This window comes from Candidatus Amarolinea dominans (assembly GCA_016719785.1).
GTDB lineage: Bacteria > Chloroflexota > Anaerolineae > SSC4 > Amarolineaceae > Amarolinea > Amarolinea dominans.
The window spans coordinates 56,189-78,375 of sequence record JADJYJ010000006.1 but is presented as its reverse complement, the minus strand read 5'-3'; the positions used below and the strand labels follow the sequence as shown (position 1 = coordinate 78,375).

Genomic DNA, 22,187 nt, shown 5'->3' with positions numbered 1-22,187 from the left:
GCGCGACCGGGGATAAAAACAGGCAATCCGTGGCGATCTGTGTTCATCCGCGGCCTATTCTCGGGTTAGCCATTCGGCGCCGGCGCTTGCACCACCGGCAGCAGCGCGGTCAGCGCCGCGATCAGGCGCTCAATATCGGCCTGGTCGTTGTACGCCTGCACCGACACACGCACGAAAGGCTCCCCATTCCAGGTGATGATCGGCGCCTCGACACGCCATTCATCCCACAGGCGCGCCTTGAGCGCGGCCGTGTCGCACGCGGGCAGGCGGATCGCCGCCATCTGGCGAAACCATTCCGGCGCGTCCGGGCAGATGGACGCCAGGCCGGTCAGGCCGTTGATGCGTTGCCGCACCTCCCTGACCAGTTCGTGACAGGCCAGACGCATCTGCTCCCAGTCGTGCGTCGCCTGGAAATCAATCGCCGCCGGCACCGCCAGGTAGGCGGCAATGTCCTGCGTGCCTGTCCATTCGAGGTAATCCACGAACGGTGACGGGCCGGGCGTCTCGCTTTCCCAGCCCCAACTCACCACCAACGGCTCGATCAGATGCTGCACCTCAGGCCGGCCGAAGAGGAAGCCTGCGCCCTTGGGCGCGCACAACCACTTGTGGCAGTTGCCGGTGTAGAAATCCGCGCCCAGGCCGGCCAGGTCGAGCGCAATCTGGCCCGGCGCGTGCGCGCCATCCACCACGGTCAGGATGCCGGCCGCGCGCGCCCGCTGACAAATGTCCTTGACCGGCCAGGTCAGCGCGGTGGGCGAGGTGATGTGGCTGAGGAAGATGATGCGCGTGCGCGGGGTAACGCCGGCCCAGAGTTGCGCGATCATCGCCTCAGGCGTGGTCGTTGGCAGGGTGATCGGGGCGTTGCGGTAGATGGCGCCCTGTTTGCGACACAGCAGCCGCCAGGTGCGATCCATGGCGCCGTACTCGTGATCGGTCGCCAGCACCTCATCGCCCGGCGCCAGGGCCAGGCTGCGCGCCACGATGTTGATGCCGGTGGTGGCGTTGGGCACGAAGACGAGGTCATCTGCGCCCGCGCCCACGTACGCGGCCAGGCGGGCGCGCGCCTGCGCCATCAGCCCGTTGAAACGTCGCCCCAGGAATTCCACCGGCTGCGCTTCAAGCTGGCGTTGCCAGGCCTGATAGGCCGCGAACACGGGTCGCGGGCACGCGCCAAAGGAGCCATGATTGAGAAACGTCATGTCCGGGCGCAGCAGGAACAGTTCTTCGAGGTGCATGATTATTCCAGTTCTCCGAGCCAGATCTGCTTGAATGCCCGCAGCGGACCGAGATTGACCCAGGCTGATTGACTGGGTAACTTGCCCGTTTGCTGGGAGGCAATGACCGGGAAATACCAGCTTTGCGCCAGCAGCGGTGCATCTTCCAGCGGCCCACACGCGGCGCCCTGGCACTGCCGCAGCGCGCTCAACTGCTGATGCAGCCCGCGCAGCAGGCCGACATCGGCGCTTGCGTAACGGTTTTCCAGTTCGTGCGGGTCGAGGATCAGGTCGTAGAACTCGTGCTCGCCGGTGGTGTACTCCACATACAAAAACTGCGGCGTGCGCAAAGCCTCATAGGTGGGCGGATCGCCAATCTCCAGGGTCTTATGTTCGATGAGGACACAGGCGCGCCAGTCCTCCACAGCCGGCGGATCGGATGCCAACAGCGGAAGCAGGGAACGCCCTTCGACGAAGGCGGGTGGGACGACGCCGGCCAGGGCGGCGAAGGTGGGCGCGAGGTCGGTGTTGAGCGTCAGATGAGCGCGACTTGCACCCGCGGGCACGCCCGGCCCAATCACAAACAACGGCACGCGAATGTCTTCCTCATACGCGGTGGTCTTGCCGGCCGGCAGGCGGTGTTGTCCCTGGTGATAGCCATTGTCCGACGTAAAAAAGAGGTAGGTGTTGGAGATGGCCCCGCTGGCCTGTAAGGCGCCGATGAGGCTGGCGACCATCTCGTCAACGGCCTGCAGCGAGCGCAGGCGGTTGCGATACTCGCGGTCAATTTCGGTCAGGTCGCTGCGGTTGAGGCGCCGTCGTGTACTGACCCAGGCCGGCTTGTCGCTGACATCCTCCTCGTCGAAGGAGGGGCCTTGCGGCGCCTGCACATTGGCGAAGAGGCGTGCATGACGCGGCGCCGGCGTGGACGGCTTGTGCGGCGCATAGGGCGCCAGGTAGACGAAAAAGGGTGCGCCCTGGGGCATCTCCTGCGCCAACGCGACGCTGCGCGTGATGAAGCTGGTGGCCTGCCGGCCCAGCACATCGGTCAGGTAGTCCTCCGGCGCCGTGCCGTGATGCACGATGGCCCCATTCTCGTTGAGATCATAGTCGAAGAACTGATAGGGGCCGTTGCGCACCGTCGCATACCACTCGTCCCAGCCCGGCGGCATATAGGTCTCGCTGGCCGTCTCCGGGTAGTTGTTGAGATATTTGCCAAACAGGGCGGTGCGGTAGCCAGCATCGTGCAGCCAGGTAGCCACTGTGGACTGCTCCAACCCGAGCTGATAGACCAACTCAAAGCCGCCATCGGGCGCGCGGTTGGTGTAGATATGATGGCTGTGCGTGTACTGACCGCGCAGAAACGTGGTGCGCGAGGGGCAACAGACCGAATTGGTGACGAACGCCTGGGTGAACGTCAGCCCCTGCCCTCGCAGCAGAGCCTGCACCTGCGGCATGGCGCTCACACTGGCGGCGTCCAGGTCATCGGCGACGATGAAGAGGATGTTGGGGCGAGAGGCAGGCGCCGCGGCCGGGGTGGGCGTCACCGCTGGAGTCGGCGTCGGCGCGATGCTGGCGGCGGTTGGGGTCAGCAGCGGTCGGTCAGGCGTCGTGACCGGCTGAGCGGGTTGAATACAGGAACTGAGCAGAATGACCAGGGTGAGTAAGCGAAGCAAGGGCCAGGTGGCATGGCTCGATCTGTGCATGATGTCTCCGTGTACTGGATTGCGGCGGCAAGTATAGCACGAAGCGCCAGCATCGCCAAGCATGATGAGTTGCTCTCCCCTGCCAAACGTGTTATCATAATCGGCATGAGCGATATTCTCCTTCTGATCGGCGTCATCTTGCCGCCGCCGGCCTTGGACATGCTGGGCGCGGTGCGTGATGAGTTCACGGTGCAGACGCCCTACGGCCCGGCCGGGCCATTTGCCCGCCGCGACCAGGTCCTCGTACTGCCCTATTCCGGTTTGCCTGACCGCACCGACCCGCGGGCCACGTTGTGGGCTGCCAAAGACGTGGGCATCACGCGGCTGATCGGTTGGGACGCGGTCATCGGTCTCAACCCGCTGCTGCACCGGGGCAGCCTGCTCGTGCCGGACGACTTCATTGATTGGACGCGCCATCAGCCGACCACCTTTTTCGAGCGTCGCGGCCTGGGCTACCTGGCGCAGATGCCGGCCTTTTGTCCGCAGTGCCGCCAGGCGCTGCTGCACGCGCTGCCGGAGGCCGCGACCGTGGGCACTTACCTGGGCTTCGACGGTCCGCGCCGCGAAACTGCGGCCGAGGCGCGCCTGTTTCGGGCCTGGGGCGCCGACATCCTGGGTCTCAACCTGGTGCCGGAGGTCATTTTGGCCAAGGAGCTGGAGATGTGCTTCGTTGGCTTGACCACGGTGGTGGAGCCGGGCGCCGATCACCTGCCGGGCGTGGGTCATGGCGGCGGTCAGTCGGCCCTCAGCGGCGAGCACAGCGGCGAATTTCGCCTGGCCTTGCGCCGTGTGTTGGAGGCACTGCCGGGTATTGTGACGGCCCTGCAAGGCCCGCGCACCTGTCCGTGCAGTCAGAGCCAGGCGGGGTCACGCAGCCGCGGCGCGCTGGGCGCAGATTGGAAGACCTGGTTTTAATCCGAAGCCTGGCCGACGGCGTCGTCACGCCGGAGGCATGACCTACGATGGGTTTACCTCACGGCAGGAAGAAGAAGGCCAGGGCGACGATGATGTAGAGCGCCAGGAGCTGTGCGCCCTCCAGCCAGTTCGATTCTCCATCGAGCGAGACGAAGGCCGCGATCAGCGCGGCCGCGAACAGCGTGATGATCTCGAACGCGTTGAAGACGAGGGTCAGCTCATTGCCGAAGAGCAGGCTGATGAAGACCAGGATGGGCGCCACGAAAAGCGCAATCTGCAAACTGGAGCCGACGGAAATGCCCAGGCTGAGGTCCATCTGGTTCTTGAACGCGACCTGCACCGCCACCAGGTGTTCGGCGATGTTGCCCACGAGCGGGATGATGATGATGCCCAGGAAGAACTCGGACACGCCCAGGACTGCCACCGTTGGCTCCACCGCGCCTACCAGGATTTCGCTCAGCCAGGCGATGAAAACCGTGGCGACGGTCAGGACCAGCAGCGAGGTGCGCACTCTCCAGACCGGCCCGTTGTGCTGATCGTGCTGGTCATGGCCTTCATCTTTCTGGCGGAAGCTGAACAGAACGCCGGAGAGATAAAGGACGATCATCACGACGGCCATCCAGAGGCTGAGCGCGTCCACCGACAGGGGGTGGGCCTGATCGGTGCTGAATGCGAAGAGCGATGGAATCGCCAGCGCGGCCGTGGCCAGCAAAAGCTGCGTGGCGTTGACCCCGGCCAGGCTGCGGTTGAAGCGCTGATGGCCGTGTTTGAGTCCGCCCACCATCAGGCTAAGGCCCATGATGAGCAGCATGTTGCCGATGATCGAGCCGGTAATCGAAGCCTTGACCAGGTCAAACAGTCCGGCGCGCAGGGCGAAGATGGTAATGATCAGTTCAGCGGCATTGCCCAACGTGGCGTTGAGCAAACCGCCCACGCGCGGCCCGGTATGCACCACCAGGTGCTCTGTGGCTTCACCTAACAGCCCGGCCAGCGGTACAACCCCCAGGGCCGACAGCGCGAACACGAGCAGCGGGTTCCAGTGCAGCAATTCGCCCAGAATGGCCAGCGGCACAAACACGAGCAGAATCTTCAAATACTTCATCCAACCGTCTCCTCTTCTTCATCTCATTTCTTGCGGGCGCAGTAGTCCAGGCCCTGCCGCGCCTGCGGAATCTCAGGGTTGATGTCCAAAGCCTTGCGTAGCCAGGGAACCGCGTTCTGGCAGTCTTCCGGCTCCTTGTACAGGTAGGACAGGCCCAATTCATAGTAATACTCGGTGGTGGCCTGGTTCAGGGCGATGGCGCGCTCGAAATACTCAACCGCCTTCTCGTAATTGCGCCGCAGGTAGTAGGCCACCGCGAGATGCCCGTAGGCCGGCCCATACTCCGGGTCAACCTGCAGCGCCCTTTCCAGGGAGATCACCGCCCGATCTGGTGCTCCGGCCAGGATATGCCCCCAGCCCAGGGCATCGTAGCCATCTGCGCTCTTGGGGTTGACGTTCACCGCGCGTTGAAACTCGGCCAGCGCCTTTTCGTAGTCGCTCAAAGCCAGGTAAACCCAGCCCTTGCCCACGTACAGGTAGCCTAGCTTGGGGTGGAGATCAATCGCTTTTTGATACGCGGTCAGCGCCTCCTCGCGACGTCCCTGTTGATCGAGAACGTAGCCCAGGTTGCGCCAGCCTTCGATGCTCTTCTCGTCGAGCTTGACGGCCGTCTGCGCCGCCTCCAGCGCCAGCGCCCAGATACCTTTGTCAATGTAGATCTCCGCCAGGTAGGCATGGGCCTCGGCCAGATTAGGGTCGTTGTCCAACGCCTCCAGCGCGGTCTGCAGGGCCTCATCGTACTGCTTGTTCCAGTCTTGCGCCATACTGAGAACGGCCAGATTCTGGGCGCTCTGCGGATTGATCTCCACCGCCTTTTGCGCCAGCGCGACGGCCTTGCCAGCATGGCCGCGCAGCGCCTCCAGCTTGGCCTGCCAGCGCAGAGCTTCGTCATTCTCCGGTTCCAGCGCTGCGACCGCGGCGTACGCCTCGCTCGCCTCGACGATCTGGCCGTTGGCGTACAACGATTCGGCGTCCGCCAGAAACGAGAGCGCACTACGGGTAGGCGTGGGGGTCGGCTCCGGTGGCACCAACGGGTTGCGCAGCTCGATCAGGCCGGTCTGCTGATTGATGGCGTAGGCAGCCCCCACCAGCAAGATCAGGCCTACCAGGAGGAGTAGAGGTGAACGGCGCTTGCGCCGGCGGCGATCAATATACATGGACAGCCAGCGTCAGTGCGACAAACATGACTGGTAAATCCCTCGTGCCTGCCATCAGTGTGACAGAATCTGTGACAGGAAGAGCTTGGTGCGGTCTTCGGTGGGGTGATTGAAGATGTCCGCGGGCGTGCCACTCTCCACAATCTGCCCGTTGTCGAAAAAGAACATGCGGTTGGCAACGGCCCGCGCAAATCCCATCTCGTGTGTCACCACCAACATGGTCATACCGCTGCGCGCCAGCTCGACCATCACATCCAGCACTTCCTTGATCATCTCCGGGTCGAGCGCAGAGGTCGGTTCGTCGAACAGCATGATCTTGGGCTGCATGGCAAGCGCCCGCGCAATCGCCACACGCTGCTGCTGGCCGCCAGACAGTTGGCCGGGGAATTTGCGCGCCTGATCGGGGATGCCGACGCGCACCAACAGCTGCATGGCGGTCTCCTCAGCTTTGGCGCGCGGCCAGCGGCGCACCCAAACGGGCGCCAGGGCCACATTGTCCAGCACGGTCAGGTGGGGAAACAGATTGAACTGCTGAAAGACCATGCCGGTGTCGCTGCGGATGCGCTCGATATTGCGCACATCGTGAGTCAATTCGACACCATCTATCGCGATCTGCCCGCGCTGATGCTCCTCCAGGCGGTTGAGGGTGCGGATGAAGGTAGATTTGCCGGAGCCAGACGGGCCAAAGATGACAATCACCTCGCCTTTGCTCACCTCCATGTTGATGCCGCGCAGGACATGAAACTGCCCGTACCATTTGTGGACATCCCGACAGACAATGATTGGATCGTGCGTGCCTTCAGTGCTTTGACTCATGCTCTTGCTTACTCCTTGATGGGGTGTGCGTTTCAGCGCACGCCCACGCCCAGCGCCGTCTCCAGGCGTTGGCTGACCGCCGACATCAGATAACAGAAAATGCCGTACAGCACAGAGATGAACAGGTAGACCTCGGTCTGCAGGCCCAGGAAGTCAGGCTGCGCCAGCACCGCCTTGGCAATGCCCAGCAGTTCCAGCAAGCCGACGATGACCACGAGCGAGGTATCTTTGAACAGGGAGATGAATTGGCCGACCAGCACAGGAATGATGGCACGCAGCGCCTGCGGCAGGACGATGAGCAGCATCGTCTTGAAGCCGCTCAAGCCCAGCGCGTGCGCTGCTTCAACTTGCCCCTGCGGAATGGACTGCAAGCCGCCGCGCACGTTTTCGGCCAGGTAGGCTGCGCTGAAGATCGTGACGCCGGCCATGGCCCGAATCACGCGGTCAATCGTCATGCCTTCCGGAAGGAAGAGCGGCAGCATCAACTGCGACATGAAGATGATGCTGACGAAGGGCACGCCGCGCACCAGTTCGATGAAGGCGACTGACAGCGCGCTGATGATGGGTAACTGCGAGCGTCGGCCAAGCGCCAGCAGCACCCCCATGGGAAACGAAAACACGATACCGACCACGGTCAGCAGGAAGGTCAGCAGCAGGCCGCCCCACAGGTTGGTGGGCACCGGCGGCAGCACGCTCTTGTCACCGCCAAAGCCGCTGATCAGGAGAATGACCAGGGGGAAGTAGATTGCCCAGATGAACGGGACGGCGCGACGGGTCAGTCTCGGGCTGAGGCGGCCCAGGCCAAAGCCGAGCAAGCCGGCTCCACCGACCGCGGCCAGCGCCATCCGGTTGACCAGGGCACTGGGTAGGAGCATGAATGCGACGGGAAGCGCCAGCAGCAGCAGGCCGGGAATACGACGGCCATACACCCAGATGCCCCAGGTGACGCCGATGATGAAGGCCAGGATGGCGACACACAGCCAGACCCGCCAGATATGAGCGGCCGGGTATTGGCCCACCATGAACAGGCGCAGGTTGGTGGTGATCACCGCCCAGCGCGCCTGGGTGAAGACCCAGATCAACAGGCCGCGACCGAGGGTAAACACGAGGTAGAACGCGACCAGGGTGAACAGCGCATCGTACCAGGCGCCAAACAGATTTTTGCGCAGCCAGCCGAGCGCCGAATAGCGCTCGGTAGGCGGCGGTAAGACGGCAGTCGTCGCGTTGGAATAGCTCATGGTTCAGCGCTCCACCAGGCGTACACGTTGGTTATACCAGTTCATGGCCGCGGCTGTCAGCAGGCTCGCCGCCAGGTAAAGGCCCATGATGATGGCGATCATTTCGACGGCGCGACCGGTTTGATTGATGACGGTGCCTGAGATGGCAAATAAGTCGGGGTAGCCGATGGCGACGCCCAGGGTTGAGTTCTTGATCAAGTTGAGATATTGACTGGTGAGCGGCGGGATGATGACGCGCAGCGCCTGGGGGAAGATAATCAGGCGCAGAATCTGGTTGCCAGTCAGGCCCAGGGCGCTGGCGGCTTCACGTTGCCCTTTGGAGACGGCCTGGATGCCGGCGCGCACGATTTCGCCGATGAAGGCGGCCGTGTAGATGACCAGGCCCAAGAGGAGGGCGAGAAATTCGGGGGTGAAGACGCGGCCGCCGCTGAAGTTGAGGCCCTGGACGGCCGGAAGATCAAGGCGCAGGGGTGACTGAGGCATGACAAACCAGCCGAGGACGGCGATCACGACGAAGGCGAGCAGACTGAGAGAGAAAACCGGCTGCGGACGGTCCAGGCGGCGGCTGCGCTGGCGGACCATCAGCGCGGTGACGATGGCACCAACAACGGCCAGAGCCAGCATGAGCAGATAGAGACGCGCCGATGCGGTGGGAATTCCCCAGGGCATGGACACCCCGCGATTGCTAAGAAAGATCGGTCCCGGCAACTCGATGGCCTGACGGACGCGGGGCAGTTTGAGAAAGAAAGCGGAGTAGATGAAAATCAGCAGAACAAGCAGCGGCACATTGCGCATGGCTTCGACGAAGAGGCGCGCCATGCGATTGACGAGGAAGTTTTCGGATAGGCGAGCCAGGCCCACGAGGATGCCAAGCACGGTGGCGAGCAGGACGCCGACCGCACAGATCACCAGCGTGTTGAGCAGGCCAACCTGCAGGGCACGGCCAAAGGTGTCGGTGTTGGTGTAGGTGATCAGCATCTCGCCGATGTCGAAGCCGGCGGAATCGCTCAGAAAGTTGAAGCCGAGGGCGATGCCCTGCTTGCGCAAGGATGCGACCATGTTGCGCGCCAGAAGGAAAGCGAAGCCGGCGATGATGACCACCACCAGAACTTGGGTGGCAACCTTGAGAAAGCGCTCATCGCGCCAAAACGAGCGACTGAGAGCCGGGCGGCCAGGCGATGGTTGAGCGGACATGACGGTTCACCGTGTGTGGAAAAAGCCAGGAGCAGATGACCAGTCGGCCATCTGCTCCTGGCAGAGTGGGTCGGGAATCAACGGAACGGCGGGCTGTAGAGCAGACCACCGTTGGCGTACAGACTGTTCAAGCCACGGGGAATGGCTGTCTTAGTCGCAGGGCCAAGATTGCGATCGTAGATCTCGCCGTAGTTGCCCACGGCCTTGATGACATTGACCGCCCAATCTTTGCTGAGACCGAGTTTGGCGCCCAGGTCAACCTTTTCGTCCGCGCCCAACAAGCGCCGCATCTCCGGCGTCTTCGGGTTGGCTGCCATGTCGGTCACATTGGCGGTAGTGACGCCAAACTCCTCGCCGGCGATCGTGGCAAAGACCGTCCACTTGACGATGTCGAACCACTGGTCGTCGCCCTGGCGCACCATGGGGCCGAGCGGCTCCTTGGACATCGTGACATCAAGGATGACATTGTCGTCGGGGTTGGCCAGGACCGAGCGCCGGGAAATGAGGCCGGACTTGTCGGTGGTGACGGCATCACAGCGGCCTTCGGCGTAGGCGGCAAAGGTCGAATTGGCATCGTCGAAGACGGCCGGTGTGTACTGGATCTTACGTGCCGTCATTTGGTCGGCCAGGTTGAGCTCGGTGGTGGTACCCTTCTGGACACAAATGGTGCCGCTGGCGAGGTCTTCCAGCTTGGTGGCGTTGAGGCTCTTGGGCACCATCATGCCCTGGCCGTCGTAGAAGGTGGTGGCAACGAAGTTACCGCCGTTGTCGGTGTCGCGCACGAGCGTCCAGGTGGTATTGCGGATGAGCACATCAATCTCACCGCTCTGCAGGGCCGGGAAGCGCTGCTCGGCGGTCACCGGGCGATACTCGATCTTGCTAACATCGTTGAAGATGGCGGCGGCCAGGGCCTTGCAGAAGTCAACATCGAAGCCGGCATAGGCGCCAGACGAATCCACGAAGCCAAAGCCGGGCACCTGCGAGTTGACGCCACAGATCAACTTGCCACGCGCGGTGACCTTCTTGAGTGTTTCACCGAAGCCGGGCGCCTGGGGCGCCGGAGGCGCCGGGGCCGGGGTTGCCGGCGCCACGGTTGCCGCGGGCTGCGCGGGAGCTTCGACCACGCGCGTCACTTCGACCATGCGTGTCACTTCGACGACACGCGTGACTTCGACCGTTTGGGGAGTGCTCGGGTTGCTGCATGCGGTGAGCAAAATAGCCAGGACCAACAGAACAGGAATGAGTTTACGAGACATCGGTTCTCCTCCGTGAGGGTAAATAGGTTCGCAAAGGTTCAAGCGAGACATGGGACCAGACGTTGTGCGCGCAGCCATCTCCTTTCTTGAGGGGGAAACTTGAGGGGGAAACGCATTCGGTTTCATCTTGGGGCAGGGGAAAAGGATGGGTGAATTATAGAGACATGAAACTAAAAGTCAAGTTTACTGGTAACTGCCCCCAAATTTTGCCTCTTGACAGATCGCCGCGCGCGTGGTATGCTATGACCAGTCAACAACTCTGTTCCCCCGCCTTCCGAGTCGCCCCCCGCCGCCGGAAGTCCCTGGCGAGAGTTCTCTCTCTCCCGCCCGCGACCTCCTTACAGCAGTCAGGAAAATGTCCCTGACCCCATCCGTTTCGATTGCTGCACGAAAGGAGTCCGTTGTTATGTTACGTCGCTCTTCTACTTTCTCTTTTCTATCTTCACCACACCTTCCTGTCTCGCGACTGACGGCGCGTCCGCTGCTGGTCGTCCATCTGCTGGTGGTTTGCAGCTAAATTCACCGTGGTCATCACCAACACCCTGGCCGACCGCGACCTGCGCGGGCTGGTGGTATTGATCGGTTACCAGATTACCTATGGCCTGATTACATCCCCTGCGGAGTTGGGTGACACACTCAGACGAGATCTCGGCCCACTGGGCCCTGGCAGCCGCGGTAGGCTTCAGCAGATGGAAGCGAACTACGGAAAATTGCGAGGTTCACCATGAACAAGCAGATGGCTGCTGGCGAAACCACAGTGAACGGCATGAGCAGGCGTTTATTCATCGTCAACCTGGCATTGTTGCTGGCGATCTCATGCGGATGCACCCTACCGATTTCGATCGCCAGGTTGCGAAAACCAGACTTGTCGAAATACACCACGCCCCTGGACTCGGAAACGATCCAGGATATCTGTATGAACTTCGAGATCAAGGACAACCGTTTATGCACACAAGATCGGCCCGTGTATGCTCCTGATTTCTTCCCGATTATTCTTTCGACATTCGAACGCGGGGTATCCACGCGTGATGACGTCAAAGCCAAACTAGGGCGTTATGAGTATGGATGTGAACCACCCACTTATGAGCCAAGTTCGGAACTGACCTATTACGTCTGCAGCTACGATCTTAAAGGTGATCGAGTATTCCCTATGGTGATCTTTTTTTTGGATAACGATGTTGTCTGGCGCATGACCGGCACAATAGGTGATGATTAGTGATCGCTACGCTTACAGCGAGGTGCGCCCTCATCATACATCACGCTGGTCTGTAGTGCAGACAACCGGCTGACTGCGATGACCGGCGGCGTCACGGCCAGCTATGTGTACGACGGGGACGGCAACCGGGTCAAGGAGACCATCGGCCCGGTTTTCGGCCACGAATTGCACGAATTGACACGAAAAGACCCTGGAATTCGCGCAAATTAGTGAAATTCGTGGCAGAGAAAGCTGGGCGGATCTTTGCCACGAATTGCACAAATTGACACGAAAAGACCCTGGAATTCGTGCAAATTAGTGAAATTCGTGGCAGAGAAAGCCGGGCGGATTTTTGCCACGAATTGCACAAATTGACACGAAAAGCCCCTGAAATTCGTGAAAATTCGTGTAATTCGTGGCAAAGAAAGCCGGGCGCACGGTGGGCGGCGTGACCTACACGCTGGTCTATGATGCGGAGAACCGGCGTGCAGCAGGTGAAGCAGGGAAGCACGGCGCCTGGCTACACCTATGACGCGGACGGCAACCGGGCGAAGGCGGTGATGGGGAGCAGCACGACGGTGTACGTGGGGGCGATTTACGAGAAGATGACGAGCGGCAGCAGCACGACGATCACGAAGTACTACCAGGCCGGCGGTCAGCGCATTGCGCTGCGGGTCAACGGGGTGGTGCGCTGGCTGGCGACCGATCATCTCGGCAGCACGGTGCTGACGTCAGGTGCGGATGGCAGAAAGGCTGACGCGAAAGGTTTTAGTGGGAATCTGCGGGGTCTGCACGATGGCGGCCGGCAGCGGCTGCGGGGAATAGATGGCGCACAGGGTGTTGGAGACATGATAGAGATGGGGACGCTGCGCGGGCGGGCAGCCATCCAGAATGCCGGCCAGGATGTGCCATTGGATGCTGTAACGGGTATGGCCGTAGTCATGCCAGACAATCATGGCGTCAGGGCCGCGCAGCATCTTGAAGGCGTTTTGGGTGTCAATGCGCACACTATCATGGGTGTGGTCGCCATCCACAAAGATCAGGTCGAATTTCTCCGGCAGGCTGGCGTAATCGAACGTGCGCGAGTCGTGCCCGATGTGGGTGATGTTGGGCAGGCTTTTGGAGTAGAAGCCGTGGGCTGCAATCAACTCCTGGTGATAGCCGCTCTGCCGCATTTCGTCCGCCGACAGGCTGATCGAGACACAGGCGGCCGCTACCGACGCCACATTGGCCACGCTCTCGCCGCGCCAGGCGCCGATCTCCAGGTAACGACATTGGGGGAAGCGCCGCGCCAACGCCTTGAGCAGGGCCAGGTCGGTCAGGAGGGAGGTGCCTTCCAGGAAACTAACCGGTTCCACGGTCTCCTCGAAACCGGGCAGCAGATCGAGCAGGTCCACCGTCGGCAGGCCATCACCCAGGCCGTAAGTCTGCGTGACGTAGGAGCGTTCTTCGGCGCGATGGTCAATCAAATTGCCCAAACGCCGCGGATCTTGTGCCAACAGCCTGAGCACTTTCCACAGGGTTCTCAATTGGGCGCGACGGGAGATCGGTTGCGTCACGGTCAGTGCGTTCTGCATCGGATCACCTCTCAGGCGGTCTCTGCGTCAAATTTGTAGCCAAGCCCGCGCACGGTGAGCAGACAGGTTGGATTGTTGGGATCCACTTCGATTTTGCTGCGCAAGCGGCGCATGTAAACCGCAATCTGATTGGCGTAGCCGTCGTAGCCATAACCCCAGACATTGTCCAACACCTGGTCGTGACTGAGAATGCGGCCGGCGTTGCGCACCAGGTAGTGCAGCAGGCGGAACTCGATGGGGGTCAGTTCGGCGATCTTGCCGCTGGGCATGAACACCTTGTTGCCCACCGGATCGAGCCGGAAATTGCCCACGGTGAGAAAACCGGCGTCACCGTCACCAAAGCCAAAAGCCTCGGCTCGGCGCAGTACGGCGCGCACGCGAGCCAGAAGCTCGGTCGGGTCGAAGGGCTTGGACAGGTAATCATCCGCGCCCACGTCAAGGCCTACCACGCGATCGGCCGTTTCGCCCTTGGCGGACAGGATCAGGATAGGCACTTGCATCGTGCGCCGGATGCGCCGGCAAACTTCCAGGCCGTCCATGTGCGGCATCATGACATCGAGGATGACCAGGTCAGGCGCCTCGCGCTCGACAATGTCCAGTGCCGCGGGGCCATTGGACGCGGTGAGCACGGTGTATCCCTCTTCGCGCAGTAGGAACGAGATCATCTTGACACTGGGTGCATCATCATCAACGACCAGGATGCGCATGAAATCCTCCGTGCATCAGGCTGCATGGCCCAACAGCGGGCCAAAGACTGGCAGCATTATAATCGAAAATGGCCGTTCTACCAAGCAGGCCGCAACTCCAAATACCACGCACATCGGAGTCGGGCGGCAGATTGGCCGCCGGCGCGGTCAATCTGCCGTCATGAGCTTGCCCTGTCAGCCGCGCAGCGCCCAGAGTAGGGCGGCGATCAAGAGGCTCCAGGCGGCCGCATCGGCCAACGGCAGCGCGGCTTTCCTGGACTTGAGGTCAGCCTCCAGTTTGTGCCTTTGCAGCGCGGCGATGACCTGCCGATCGGCCCACAGATGCAACTGCTGGCGAGCCACCTGGATGAGCAACAGGGCCACGAGAATGGTCAAGATCAGGGTCGTTGGCATATGAGTACCTCCTGCGCGTGCGCCGTAACCGGCCGATTGACCGATGCGTTACATGGGTGATGGGTCATACCCTAAACCGTTCCTTTTGTGTCAAATTAACACGAAGACTCATGAGAAAAAAACCAGCAAAAGCTGGGTCAGATTGATTTGTGTATCTATGACACTAATTGTATCTCAGACGTGTGGAATTGTCAAACGCGCCACGGCAGCGGTCATCACGGGAAACGGCGGCGGGCCTGCTCCATCTCGATGGCCTGTGCGCTGAAGCGATAGAGGCGCGCGGGCCGGCCAGGCCCTTCGTTGGTGCCACCTGTTTCTTCAAGCACGTCGGCGGCCAGGATCTTGCGGCGGAAATTGCGTTTGTCCAGGCCCTCGCCCAGGATGATCTCGTAGGCGGCCTGCAATTCACTGAGCGTGAAGGCTTTGGGCAGCAGCATGAAGCCGAGCGCGGTGTACTCGAGCTTCCAGCGCAGGCGACGCAAGGCATATTCAAGGATCTTGGCATGATCGAACGCCAGCGGGGGTTGGTTGTAGATGGACCACCAGGCGGCAGCGGACGCGTCGGTGGCGCTGCGCAACTGAATGTGGGCGGCCTGTTCGGCGCTGAGAAGGGCAAAATAGGCCACGGTGATCACGCGCGTGCGCGGGTCACGCAGGGGATCGCCGAAGGTGTACAGTTGCTCCAGGTACACGTCACGGACGTTGGTCTCTTCGGCTAGTTCGCGCAGGGCGGCCTCTTCCAGCGGTTCATCGTAGCCAACGAAGCCGCCGGGAATGGCCCAGTGATCCTCGAAAGGCCAGTTCTTGCGCTTGATGAGGAGCACTTTGAGATCGTTGTCAACAAAACGAAACAGGATGACGTCCACCGTGACGGAGACCTGCCGGTACTGGCGGATATTGTAGCTTCCCGGAGAAGCGTCCGGAGCGGTTGCAGTGGCATCTTTGTTCATACGATTGCACTTTCAGGCTTCGAGGTTTTTATCATGGCCAGTTGGCTGAATCATCTGCGCTTGCGCCCGGTGGGGCGCGTTGCCCAGTCGTCGTTTGTCGGTTATAATCCAGGGTACGTTGTTACCAGGCTCGGTCAGGGAGTTGCTATGCTCTTTTCGCGTCAAGAGATGATTCGCCGTATCGGCCTGTTGCGATCGGCCAAGCTAATTTTCGATCTGCTCGTCGCCGCGCTGCTACTTTGGCAGGGGTGGGGATGGCTACCGTTGCTCGTGCTCAGCGCCGATGTCGCCATCCTCTGGTTGCTTTATCCACGGCTTAGTCAGAGACAACCGGTCGCAGCCGTTTTGACCACGCTGCTGTTGACCGCTCTGCTCGTGCTGGCTGCTCTCTATGATCGCCCTGCCCTGGCGCCGCTGCTGCTGGCGTTCAATGTGCCGCTCCCGGCTGTGGCGGCCGTGGCTCTCGGTTCGGGCGTGGCCGTCCTGGCAGCCGCCGGTCTGGCCACCCTCGCCACCGTGGCCGCGATGGCGCTGGCCTGGCAGTTGCTGGGAGAAGGCGCGCCCGTTCTGGTGACCTGGGCCGCCCTGACCGTGGGCGCTATCTGGTTGCAGGCGCTGGCTCTACGCCAGTTTGTGTTGGAAGAACGACGTCAGCGCACCCCCTTCGATGCGGCTGCCTCCATCGCCAACGGACTGACGGTGGTGACGGTCAATGACGCGATCTTCGAGACGCCGACCGAAGTCCTCGCGAAACTATTGCGGCGTCAGGCCGATAACAGCGGTGTACGCTGGCTGGTGCTGGACCTGGCGACCTCCACGCCTGTAACGCCGACCGAAATCGAGCGCCTCACCCAGGCGGCGCGCAACGTGGCCAATTGCAAGGTGGTGCTGGCACGCGTACCGGCCGCTGCGACTCTGCAACCCGGGGCGCCCCTCGCGCTGCTCAAGCGGCTGGACCACTTCGCCACGGTCACCCAGGCTGTCGAAGTCGGCCTGCGTCACCTGGGTTGGGTGCATCCGGCCACCACGCCCGAAGCTCGTGAGGCCCGTCAACCCATCCGCATCCCCACCTCGGTTGTGAGTGAAGATTGGTGGGACGCGGGATAGGAAAAATCGGAAAAACCCTATCTCAGCAACAGGCTGTCAATCTCCTCATCGGTGGCGCGGCGGGCGGCTTGCACGACCGCCCGTTTGGCACGCAGCCGGGGCAGGGTGCGCAGGCCGTCCAGTTGACCGCGCAGACGGGCGCGGGCGGCGGCGCCGCCGCGTAATCCCGCCCAGGCTGCAGCGCCCGCGATGCGCAGTTGGGCTGCGACGATCCGCGGCCAGTAGCGGCGCAGCAGGCTGGCCGGCATGTTCTTGTACAACACCCAGATGGTATTGCGCCCGGTGTAGTAGCTGGCGAGGACGCCGCCGCCGGTGGCGCTCAGGTGATGATAAACACGTGCGCGCGGCGCGAAGACGGCGGTCCAGCCAGCCAGGCGCGCCTGCCAGGCCAGATCAACATCTTCCAGGTACATGAACAGGTCTTCGTCGAAGCCATGCACCTGTTCCCACATGGCGCGACGATAAGCCACGCCGCCGCCGCAGCCGCCAAATACCGCCATGTCCTGATCGTACTGCCCGCGGTCCTCTTCCCACACACCGCGGTTGCGCGGGATGCCATCTGTGCCCATCATGTCGCCGGCATTGTGTAACACCGTGCGCCGGTCGAAGAGCAGCATCTTGCTGGCCACACTGCCCACCTCAGGATGGGCAAAGGGCAGAATCAGCTCGGCCAGCCACGGGCGTTCGACCTCGGTGTCATTGTTGAGCATGACGAGGATGTCGCCCTGGGCTGCGGCCGCGCCGGCATTGCACGCGGCGGCCAGCCCACGATTGTTCACCATCTGCACCACGCGCACCGCCGGCTCGGTGGCCTGCAAATAGCTCGCCGTTTCATCGCTGGACGCGTCGTCCACCACGATGATTTCATGGCGGGTGTAGGTTTGTCCGTGCAACGCCTCCAGGCAGGTGGGTAAGAAGCGCAGGCCGTTGTAGGTGGGGATGATGATCGAAGCCAGCGGAAAGTTCAGTGTTTCACTCATGATGTTTGGAAGAAAGCGGCCAGTGCCTCTTGCCAGGGACGCAAGGTGATGCCCAGGGCCGCCGCGTTGGTGTTGGCCAGCAGGGCGTGCAGTGGCGGCGTGCTTGGCCGCTCCCACTCGCTGTGCGCGACGGGGGTCACCGGTATGTGGCCACGGCCGGCCTGGCGCAGCACTTCGCTGGCAAATTCGTAGCGCGAACAAGAGCCGCCGTTGACCAGGTGATAGATGCCGAAATGCTCGGTTGTGATCAACTGGCTGATCGCGGCAGCCAGGTCAGGCGCGTAGGTGGGATTGCCGAATTCGTCGCTGACCACGCGCAGGCGGCCATGCTTGTCTGCGTTTTCGATGATCTTGCGTGGGAAGTTGTTGCCCCCTGGCGCAAACAGCCAGGCGATGCGCACGATGTAGAAGCGTTGCAGGAGGGTTCTGACCACCGCCTCGCCGGCGGCTTTGGAACGTGCATACACGCTGAGCGGGTTGATCGTCTCCCATTCGTAATATGCGCTGGTGGTGCGTGTGCCGTCGAAGACCTCGTTGGTGCTGATGTAGAGCAGAGGAGCGCCGGTGCGTTGGCATGCCAGGGCCAGGTTGTGCGTCCCCCACATGTTGATACGGAAGACCAGGTCGGGGTTGCTTTCCGCGCCGTCCACATTGGTGTAGGCAGCGGTGTGAATGATGATGTCTGGCGCGTGCGCTTCGATGAACGGTACTACGGCCGGATCGGTGATATCACAGTCCGGCAGGTCAATTCCAAGCCGTACATGATCGGTGAGGGTTGCCTGTAGGGTACGGCCCAGTTGGCCCAGGCAGCCGGTGATCAACACACGACGGGGGTGGGGAACGGGGTTTTCAGGGACGAGCAGCGATGTGAGTTTCATGATGGTCTTCCATACTCAACGTCTGTTTTCAACGCACCGATTCTTGGTATCTTCTCGATTTGTAGGGGCGCACCCTTGCGGTCGCCTTGCGGTCGCCCACGCGGGCAGGCGCAAGGCCATGCCCCTACCCCGGATTATTGAGAAGACACGATTCTTGCCGGTTCAGGCGACGGGCCTGGCCACAGCCTTGATCGGTGAGCCTATTCGGGACGGTTGGCAACCAGGGGCACAAAGCGCACCAGCGTCAACGGGGTGCGCTTGATGGAGTGGTTGTTTTTTACGATCAACCACAGGGTCTGATCGTCCAGGGCGGCGCCTACCGGGATCACCAGCCGCCCCCCAACCGCCAATTGCTCCTCCAGCGCCGGCGGTACCTGCTCCGGCGCGGCCGTGACGATGATGGCGTCATAGGGGGCGCCGGCCGGCCAGCCCAGGTAGCCGTCGCTCACATGGATGTCCACATTGTGGCAGTCCAGTTTCAGCAGACGGGCCGCGGCGCCGGCGGCCAGTTCCGGCACGATTTCTACGCTGTCCACATGAGCGCAGAGGGCGGCCAGGATGGCCGTTTGATAGCCGGAACCGGTGCCCACCTCCAGCACGCGTTCGTCGGCGCGCAGGCGCAGGGCCTGGGTCATCAGTGCCACGATGAATGGTTGGGAGATGGTCTGGCCATGACCGATGGGTAAGGGGCGGTCGTCATGCGCCCAGGCGCCATACGGTTCGGCCACGAACTGTTCGCGCGGAACGCGACCGATCACCTGGCGCACTGTTTCGTCGGTGATTTCCGGCCAGGGTGGCGGCCATTCCGGGCGATAATGCCGCTCGCGGCCTGCCTTTGATCTTTCGGCGCTGTCCGGCCGTTCATTCATCCTGTCCCGCTCTGTGCCTTGTGATGGGTCCGTAAACCGCCGTGGCCACAGTAGGGGCGCACCCTTGCGGTCGCCCACACGGGCAGGCGCAAGGCCATGCCCCTACTATGGTCTCGATCCAAGATGGCGGGATTGTAGCACCGATGACGGGGCAAGGCAAAGACGCCGGCGCGGGCGTTACGAAGCAGGACGATTCTGGATCGTCAGGCGCTTGACGATGACTTCGTCATAATTGCCATCTTCCTTCACCACACGCAGGCGCAGATCATACAGCCCGTCGGCAAACGCGCCCGTGTTCCAGGCGCCGAGGACGCCGCTGTTGACCGGTTGACTGCCAGTCAGCATCAACTGCCAGTCTTGTGCACCGGGGAAGGTGGTCTTTGCCACCCACAACTCGTAGCGCACAAACTGCGCATGATGGGCCGCGCCGCTGATGGTCACAACGCCGCTCAGGCGCGCTTGCGCCTGGGGTTGATTGATGCGTGGGCTGGAGCCGGTGGGTTGCGGCGCGGCAACCGTTGGCGCTGGCGTGTTGGTGGCCGGCGCCGCTGGCGTGTTGGTGGCCGGCGCCGCTGGCGTGTTGGTGGCACGCGACGCGGCGTTAGCCACCGTCACGTTGCTGACGACGGCTTCGTCGTAGTTCCCATCTTGATGCACCACGCGCAGGCGCAGGTCGTAACGTCCGTTGGGCACAGATGCGCTATCCCAACGCAGCAGCTCACCGTTGGCCGGCGCCGGACTGCCGCCCATGCTCAAGAAGACCCACTCATCGCGTCCCACCGGCGTAATGTACACTTCATAACGCTGGAACTGCGGGTGCGCGGCCAGGCCACGGATGGACACCACGCCGTTGACCGTGCTCAAGGGCGCCGGGCTGCTGATGCTGGCGCCTGGCGCGGGCGCCAGCGCAGGGATGGGAGTGGCCGTGGCGCGCGGCAGCGGCGGCGCGGTCGGTGTGACCGTCGGCGCCGCTGTGGTCTGGCCATTGCGCACGAGCAGGTTGTCCGCAAAATACTCGCTGTAATTGCTATCGCGGCGTACCACCCGCAGACGCAAATCATAACGGCCGTCGGCTAACAGGGCTGTGTCCCACACCCCCAGCGCCGCTTCATGCACCTGGTCGTATGTGGCGCTCAAGAACCACCAGGGATGCGCGTCGCCGGCAGGGCGCACGTACAGCTCATAGCGCAGAAAAGCCGGATCGGTGGCGGTGCCCTTGATGGTGATTGGCCCGCTCACCGTGGCTCCAGCCTGCGGCGCGCTGATGCCTGAGCGGGCCAGGCTGGGCGTGGGCAACGGCCCAACCGCGCTCACCGCGCGGGGCGTGGCCGTTGGGGTGGCCGTGGCGCCTGGGCGTGGGCCATTGCGCACCGCCAGATTATGCACAAAGTATTCGTTGTAGTTGCTGTCCGCGCGCACCACGCGCAGCCGCAGGTCATACTGACCGTCGGGCCAGCCTGTCGTATCCCAGCGCCACAACTCCTCCTCGATCAGCGCTTGCGACTGACCGCCTACGTAGCTCCAGCGTTCGCTGCCGCTGGGCGCGGCGTAGACTTCATAGCGGTTGAAATGCGCATCTGTGGCCGAGCCATGCAGGCTGACCAGCCCGTGGACGGCCGCGCCGTCCACGGGCGTAATGAAACCGGAAAGGAGCCTGGTGGTGGCACGGTCGTCAGCCGATGGAGCGGGCTGCACGCCGGCGCCCCGGTTCTCCAGCGCCAGGTTGCGCAGGTAATACTCGTGATAGTTTCCATCCTGCCGCACCACCCGCAGGCGCAGATCATAGCGTCCGTCGGGCAGGGCGGAGGTGTCCCAATCGGCCAGGATGCCATCGCTGACCTGCGCTTCGCCGCTGTGCAACCAGGTCCAGAGCGTGGCGCCGGCGGGCGCCATGTGCAGATCGTAGCGCAGGAAGTTTGCCGCAGATGCGGCGCCACGCACGGCCACGTTGCCGGTAATGGCCGCGCCACTGGCAGGCGCCATGAAACCGGAAATGTCCGGCGTCGGCGCGGGCAGCACTGGGGTAGCCGTTACCAGGTCGGCCGCTGCGGGAACAGCACGCCGTGCGGCCGCCTGATTGGCGACTTGCACGCCGCTGACCAGGTAATCGTCATAATTGCTATCCTGTTTTACCACGCGCAGGCGCAGGTCATAGGTCGCGTCGTGTACCGTGGAGGTGTCCCATACCCACAAAACCCCGCTGCTGACCTCATAGCTGTTCTGGCTCAAGAACTGCCAGCGGTTACTGCCGCTGGGCGCGGCGTACAGTTCATAGCGGGCAAAGGCTGGGTGCATCGCCGTGCCCTTGATGGCAATCTGGCCCTGCAGCCGGTCGCCCGTGTGTGGCGCGGTCAGCCCGGCCTGTGCCCCGGCAGCCGCGGACGGCGGGCGGGGCAGCGGCTGCGGCCGCGGGGCTGCGGCCGCGGTCAGGTTGCTCACCGTCAACCCGCGCACGGCGCTGTCGGCATAGGTGCGATTGGCCTTGAGCACCAACAGGTGCAGGTCGTACTCGCCATTGGGCACATCGGCGCTGTTCCAGGTGGCGAGCGCGCCCATGCGCCGCACCGAGTCCTGACCTTGCGCGATCAGGGTGCCGTGCAGGCTGTTGGCCGGCGTGAGGTAGATTTCGTAATGGTCGAATTCCAGCGCGGCCGCGATGCCCATGATGGTGATCTGGCCGCTGAGGGTGGCGCCCGTCGCCGGGGTCAGGATCTGGGCGTAGACGTTGGGCACGCCAGCGCCGGGCGGCGCGGCTTGGGCCAGGGCTGGCCGCCACGGCAATAAGGCAAGGGTCAAGACGAGGGGAAAGAGCATTCGGGCTGCGCGGTGATAGAAATTGGACATAGCTGCTCCTCACGTAACGTCGGTTCACAAGGCAAATCTGACGTTACTCAAGACGCCGCATGGGAGTCAACGGCGCGCCTGGAGCAGTG

Annotated in this window: 20 protein-coding genes; 4 read left to right on the top strand and 16 right to left on the bottom strand. The window is 62.6% G+C overall.

Annotation, left to right across the window (positions count from 1 at the left end; translation table 11 throughout):
- Positions 1 to 65: 65 nt before the first annotated feature.
- Complete coding sequence (locus IPM84_08955) at positions 66 to 1,235, bottom strand: aminotransferase class V-fold PLP-dependent enzyme (protein ID MBK9092890.1); 1,170 nt, start codon at positions 1,233 to 1,235, stop codon at positions 66 to 68.
- Between the two features lie 2 nt (positions 1,236 to 1,237).
- The gene (locus tag IPM84_08950; protein MBK9092889.1) at positions 1,238 to 2,920 is read right to left on the bottom strand and encodes a sulfatase; all 1,683 of its coding nucleotides are present in this window, start codon (positions 2,918 to 2,920) and stop codon (positions 1,238 to 1,240) included.
- A gap of 105 nt (positions 2,921 to 3,025) precedes the next feature.
- Between IPM84_08950 and IPM84_08945 the strand changes: the two genes are divergently transcribed.
- Positions 3,026 to 3,835: a hypothetical protein gene (locus tag IPM84_08945; protein MBK9092888.1), complete on the top strand. Its 810-nt coding sequence runs from the start codon at positions 3,026 to 3,028 to the stop codon at positions 3,833 to 3,835.
- A gap of 58 nt (positions 3,836 to 3,893) precedes the next feature.
- Here IPM84_08945 and cax read toward each other — a convergent pair whose 3' ends face one another.
- The 6 genes from cax to IPM84_08915 form a co-directional block, all read right to left on the bottom strand.
- Complete coding sequence (gene cax, locus IPM84_08940; protein ID MBK9092887.1) at positions 3,894 to 4,937, bottom strand: calcium/proton exchanger; 1,044 nt, start codon at positions 4,935 to 4,937, stop codon at positions 3,894 to 3,896.
- A 23-nt stretch (positions 4,938 to 4,960) separates the two neighbouring features.
- On the bottom strand, positions 4,961 to 6,094 hold the full coding sequence (locus IPM84_08935; protein ID MBK9092886.1) for a tetratricopeptide repeat protein: 1,134 nt from the start codon (positions 6,092 to 6,094) through the stop codon (positions 4,961 to 4,963).
- Positions 6,095 to 6,148: 54 nt separating this feature from the next.
- Entirely contained in the window at positions 6,149 to 6,910 is a 762-nt protein-coding gene (locus tag IPM84_08930; GenBank protein ID MBK9092885.1) for an amino acid ABC transporter ATP-binding protein, read from the bottom strand.
- 32 nt (positions 6,911 to 6,942) lie between these two features.
- A complete protein-coding gene (locus tag IPM84_08925) occupies positions 6,943 to 8,148 on the bottom strand; it encodes an amino acid ABC transporter permease (GenBank protein ID MBK9092884.1) in 1,206 nt (401 codons plus the stop codon).
- 3 nt (positions 8,149 to 8,151) lie between these two features.
- Positions 8,152 to 9,342 carry an ABC transporter permease subunit gene (locus tag IPM84_08920; GenBank protein MBK9092883.1) on the bottom strand — a complete coding sequence of 397 codons (1,191 nt, stop codon included), beginning with the start codon at positions 9,340 to 9,342 and terminating at the stop codon, positions 8,152 to 8,154.
- Between the two features lie 77 nt (positions 9,343 to 9,419).
- The gene (locus IPM84_08915) at positions 9,420 to 10,598 is read right to left on the bottom strand and encodes an amino acid ABC transporter substrate-binding protein (GenBank protein ID MBK9092882.1); all 1,179 of its coding nucleotides are present in this window, start codon (positions 10,596 to 10,598) and stop codon (positions 9,420 to 9,422) included.
- 524 nt (positions 10,599 to 11,122) lie between these two features.
- Between IPM84_08915 and IPM84_08910 the strand changes: the two genes are divergently transcribed.
- Positions 11,123 to 11,326, top strand: a complete 204-nt coding sequence (locus tag IPM84_08910; GenBank protein ID MBK9092881.1) for a hypothetical protein — start codon at positions 11,123 to 11,125, stop codon at positions 11,324 to 11,326.
- Positions 11,323 to 11,814, top strand: coding sequence for a hypothetical protein (locus IPM84_08905; protein ID MBK9092880.1), 492 nt, complete (start codon positions 11,323 to 11,325; stop codon positions 11,812 to 11,814). The genes IPM84_08910 and IPM84_08905 overlap by 4 nt, the downstream gene beginning before the upstream one ends.
- 710 nt (positions 11,815 to 12,524) lie before the next feature.
- On the opposite strand, the gene IPM84_08900 is transcribed toward IPM84_08905, so the two are convergent.
- The 4 genes from IPM84_08900 to IPM84_08885 all read right to left on the bottom strand — a co-directional run bounded on the left by IPM84_08900 (position 12,525) and on the right by IPM84_08885 (position 15,420).
- Positions 12,525 to 13,370, bottom strand: a complete 846-nt coding sequence (locus tag IPM84_08900) for a class I SAM-dependent methyltransferase (protein ID MBK9092879.1) — start codon at positions 13,368 to 13,370, stop codon at positions 12,525 to 12,527.
- An 11-nt stretch (positions 13,371 to 13,381) separates the two neighbouring features.
- Positions 13,382 to 14,077, bottom strand: a complete 696-nt coding sequence (locus IPM84_08895) for a response regulator transcription factor (GenBank protein ID MBK9092878.1) — start codon at positions 14,075 to 14,077, stop codon at positions 13,382 to 13,384.
- Positions 14,078 to 14,251: 174 nt separating this feature from the next.
- Positions 14,252 to 14,470, bottom strand: a complete 219-nt coding sequence (locus IPM84_08890; GenBank protein ID MBK9092877.1) for a hypothetical protein — start codon at positions 14,468 to 14,470, stop codon at positions 14,252 to 14,254.
- A 215-nt stretch (positions 14,471 to 14,685) separates the two neighbouring features.
- Positions 14,686 to 15,420 (bottom strand): NUDIX hydrolase, encoded by a 735-nt coding sequence (locus IPM84_08885; GenBank protein MBK9092876.1) that lies wholly within the window; start codon positions 15,418 to 15,420, stop codon positions 14,686 to 14,688.
- Positions 15,421 to 15,567: 147 nt separating this feature from the next.
- Between IPM84_08885 and IPM84_08880 the strand changes: the two genes are divergently transcribed.
- Positions 15,568 to 16,527, top strand: coding sequence for a hypothetical protein (locus tag IPM84_08880; GenBank protein MBK9092875.1), 960 nt, complete (start codon positions 15,568 to 15,570; stop codon positions 16,525 to 16,527).
- 17 nt (positions 16,528 to 16,544) lie between these two features.
- On the opposite strand, the gene IPM84_08875 is transcribed toward IPM84_08880, so the two are convergent.
- From IPM84_08875 to IPM84_08860, 4 genes are all read right to left on the bottom strand, one after another.
- Positions 16,545 to 17,507 carry a glycosyltransferase family 2 protein gene (locus IPM84_08875; GenBank protein ID MBK9092874.1) on the bottom strand — a complete coding sequence of 321 codons (963 nt, stop codon included), beginning with the start codon at positions 17,505 to 17,507 and terminating at the stop codon, positions 16,545 to 16,547.
- Positions 17,504 to 18,385 (bottom strand): dTDP-4-dehydrorhamnose reductase, encoded by an 882-nt coding sequence (gene rfbD / locus IPM84_08870; protein ID MBK9092873.1) that lies wholly within the window; start codon positions 18,383 to 18,385, stop codon positions 17,504 to 17,506. Before rfbD ends, IPM84_08875 begins: the two co-directional genes overlap by 4 nt.
- Before the next feature lie 200 nt (positions 18,386 to 18,585).
- Positions 18,586 to 19,254: a protein-L-isoaspartate(D-aspartate) O-methyltransferase gene (locus tag IPM84_08865; GenBank protein ID MBK9092872.1), complete on the bottom strand. Its 669-nt coding sequence runs from the start codon at positions 19,252 to 19,254 to the stop codon at positions 18,586 to 18,588.
- 177 nt (positions 19,255 to 19,431) lie between these two features.
- Positions 19,432 to 22,098: a hypothetical protein gene (locus tag IPM84_08860; GenBank protein ID MBK9092871.1), complete on the bottom strand. Its 2,667-nt coding sequence runs from the start codon at positions 22,096 to 22,098 to the stop codon at positions 19,432 to 19,434.
- Positions 22,099 to 22,187: the final 89 nt, after the last annotated feature.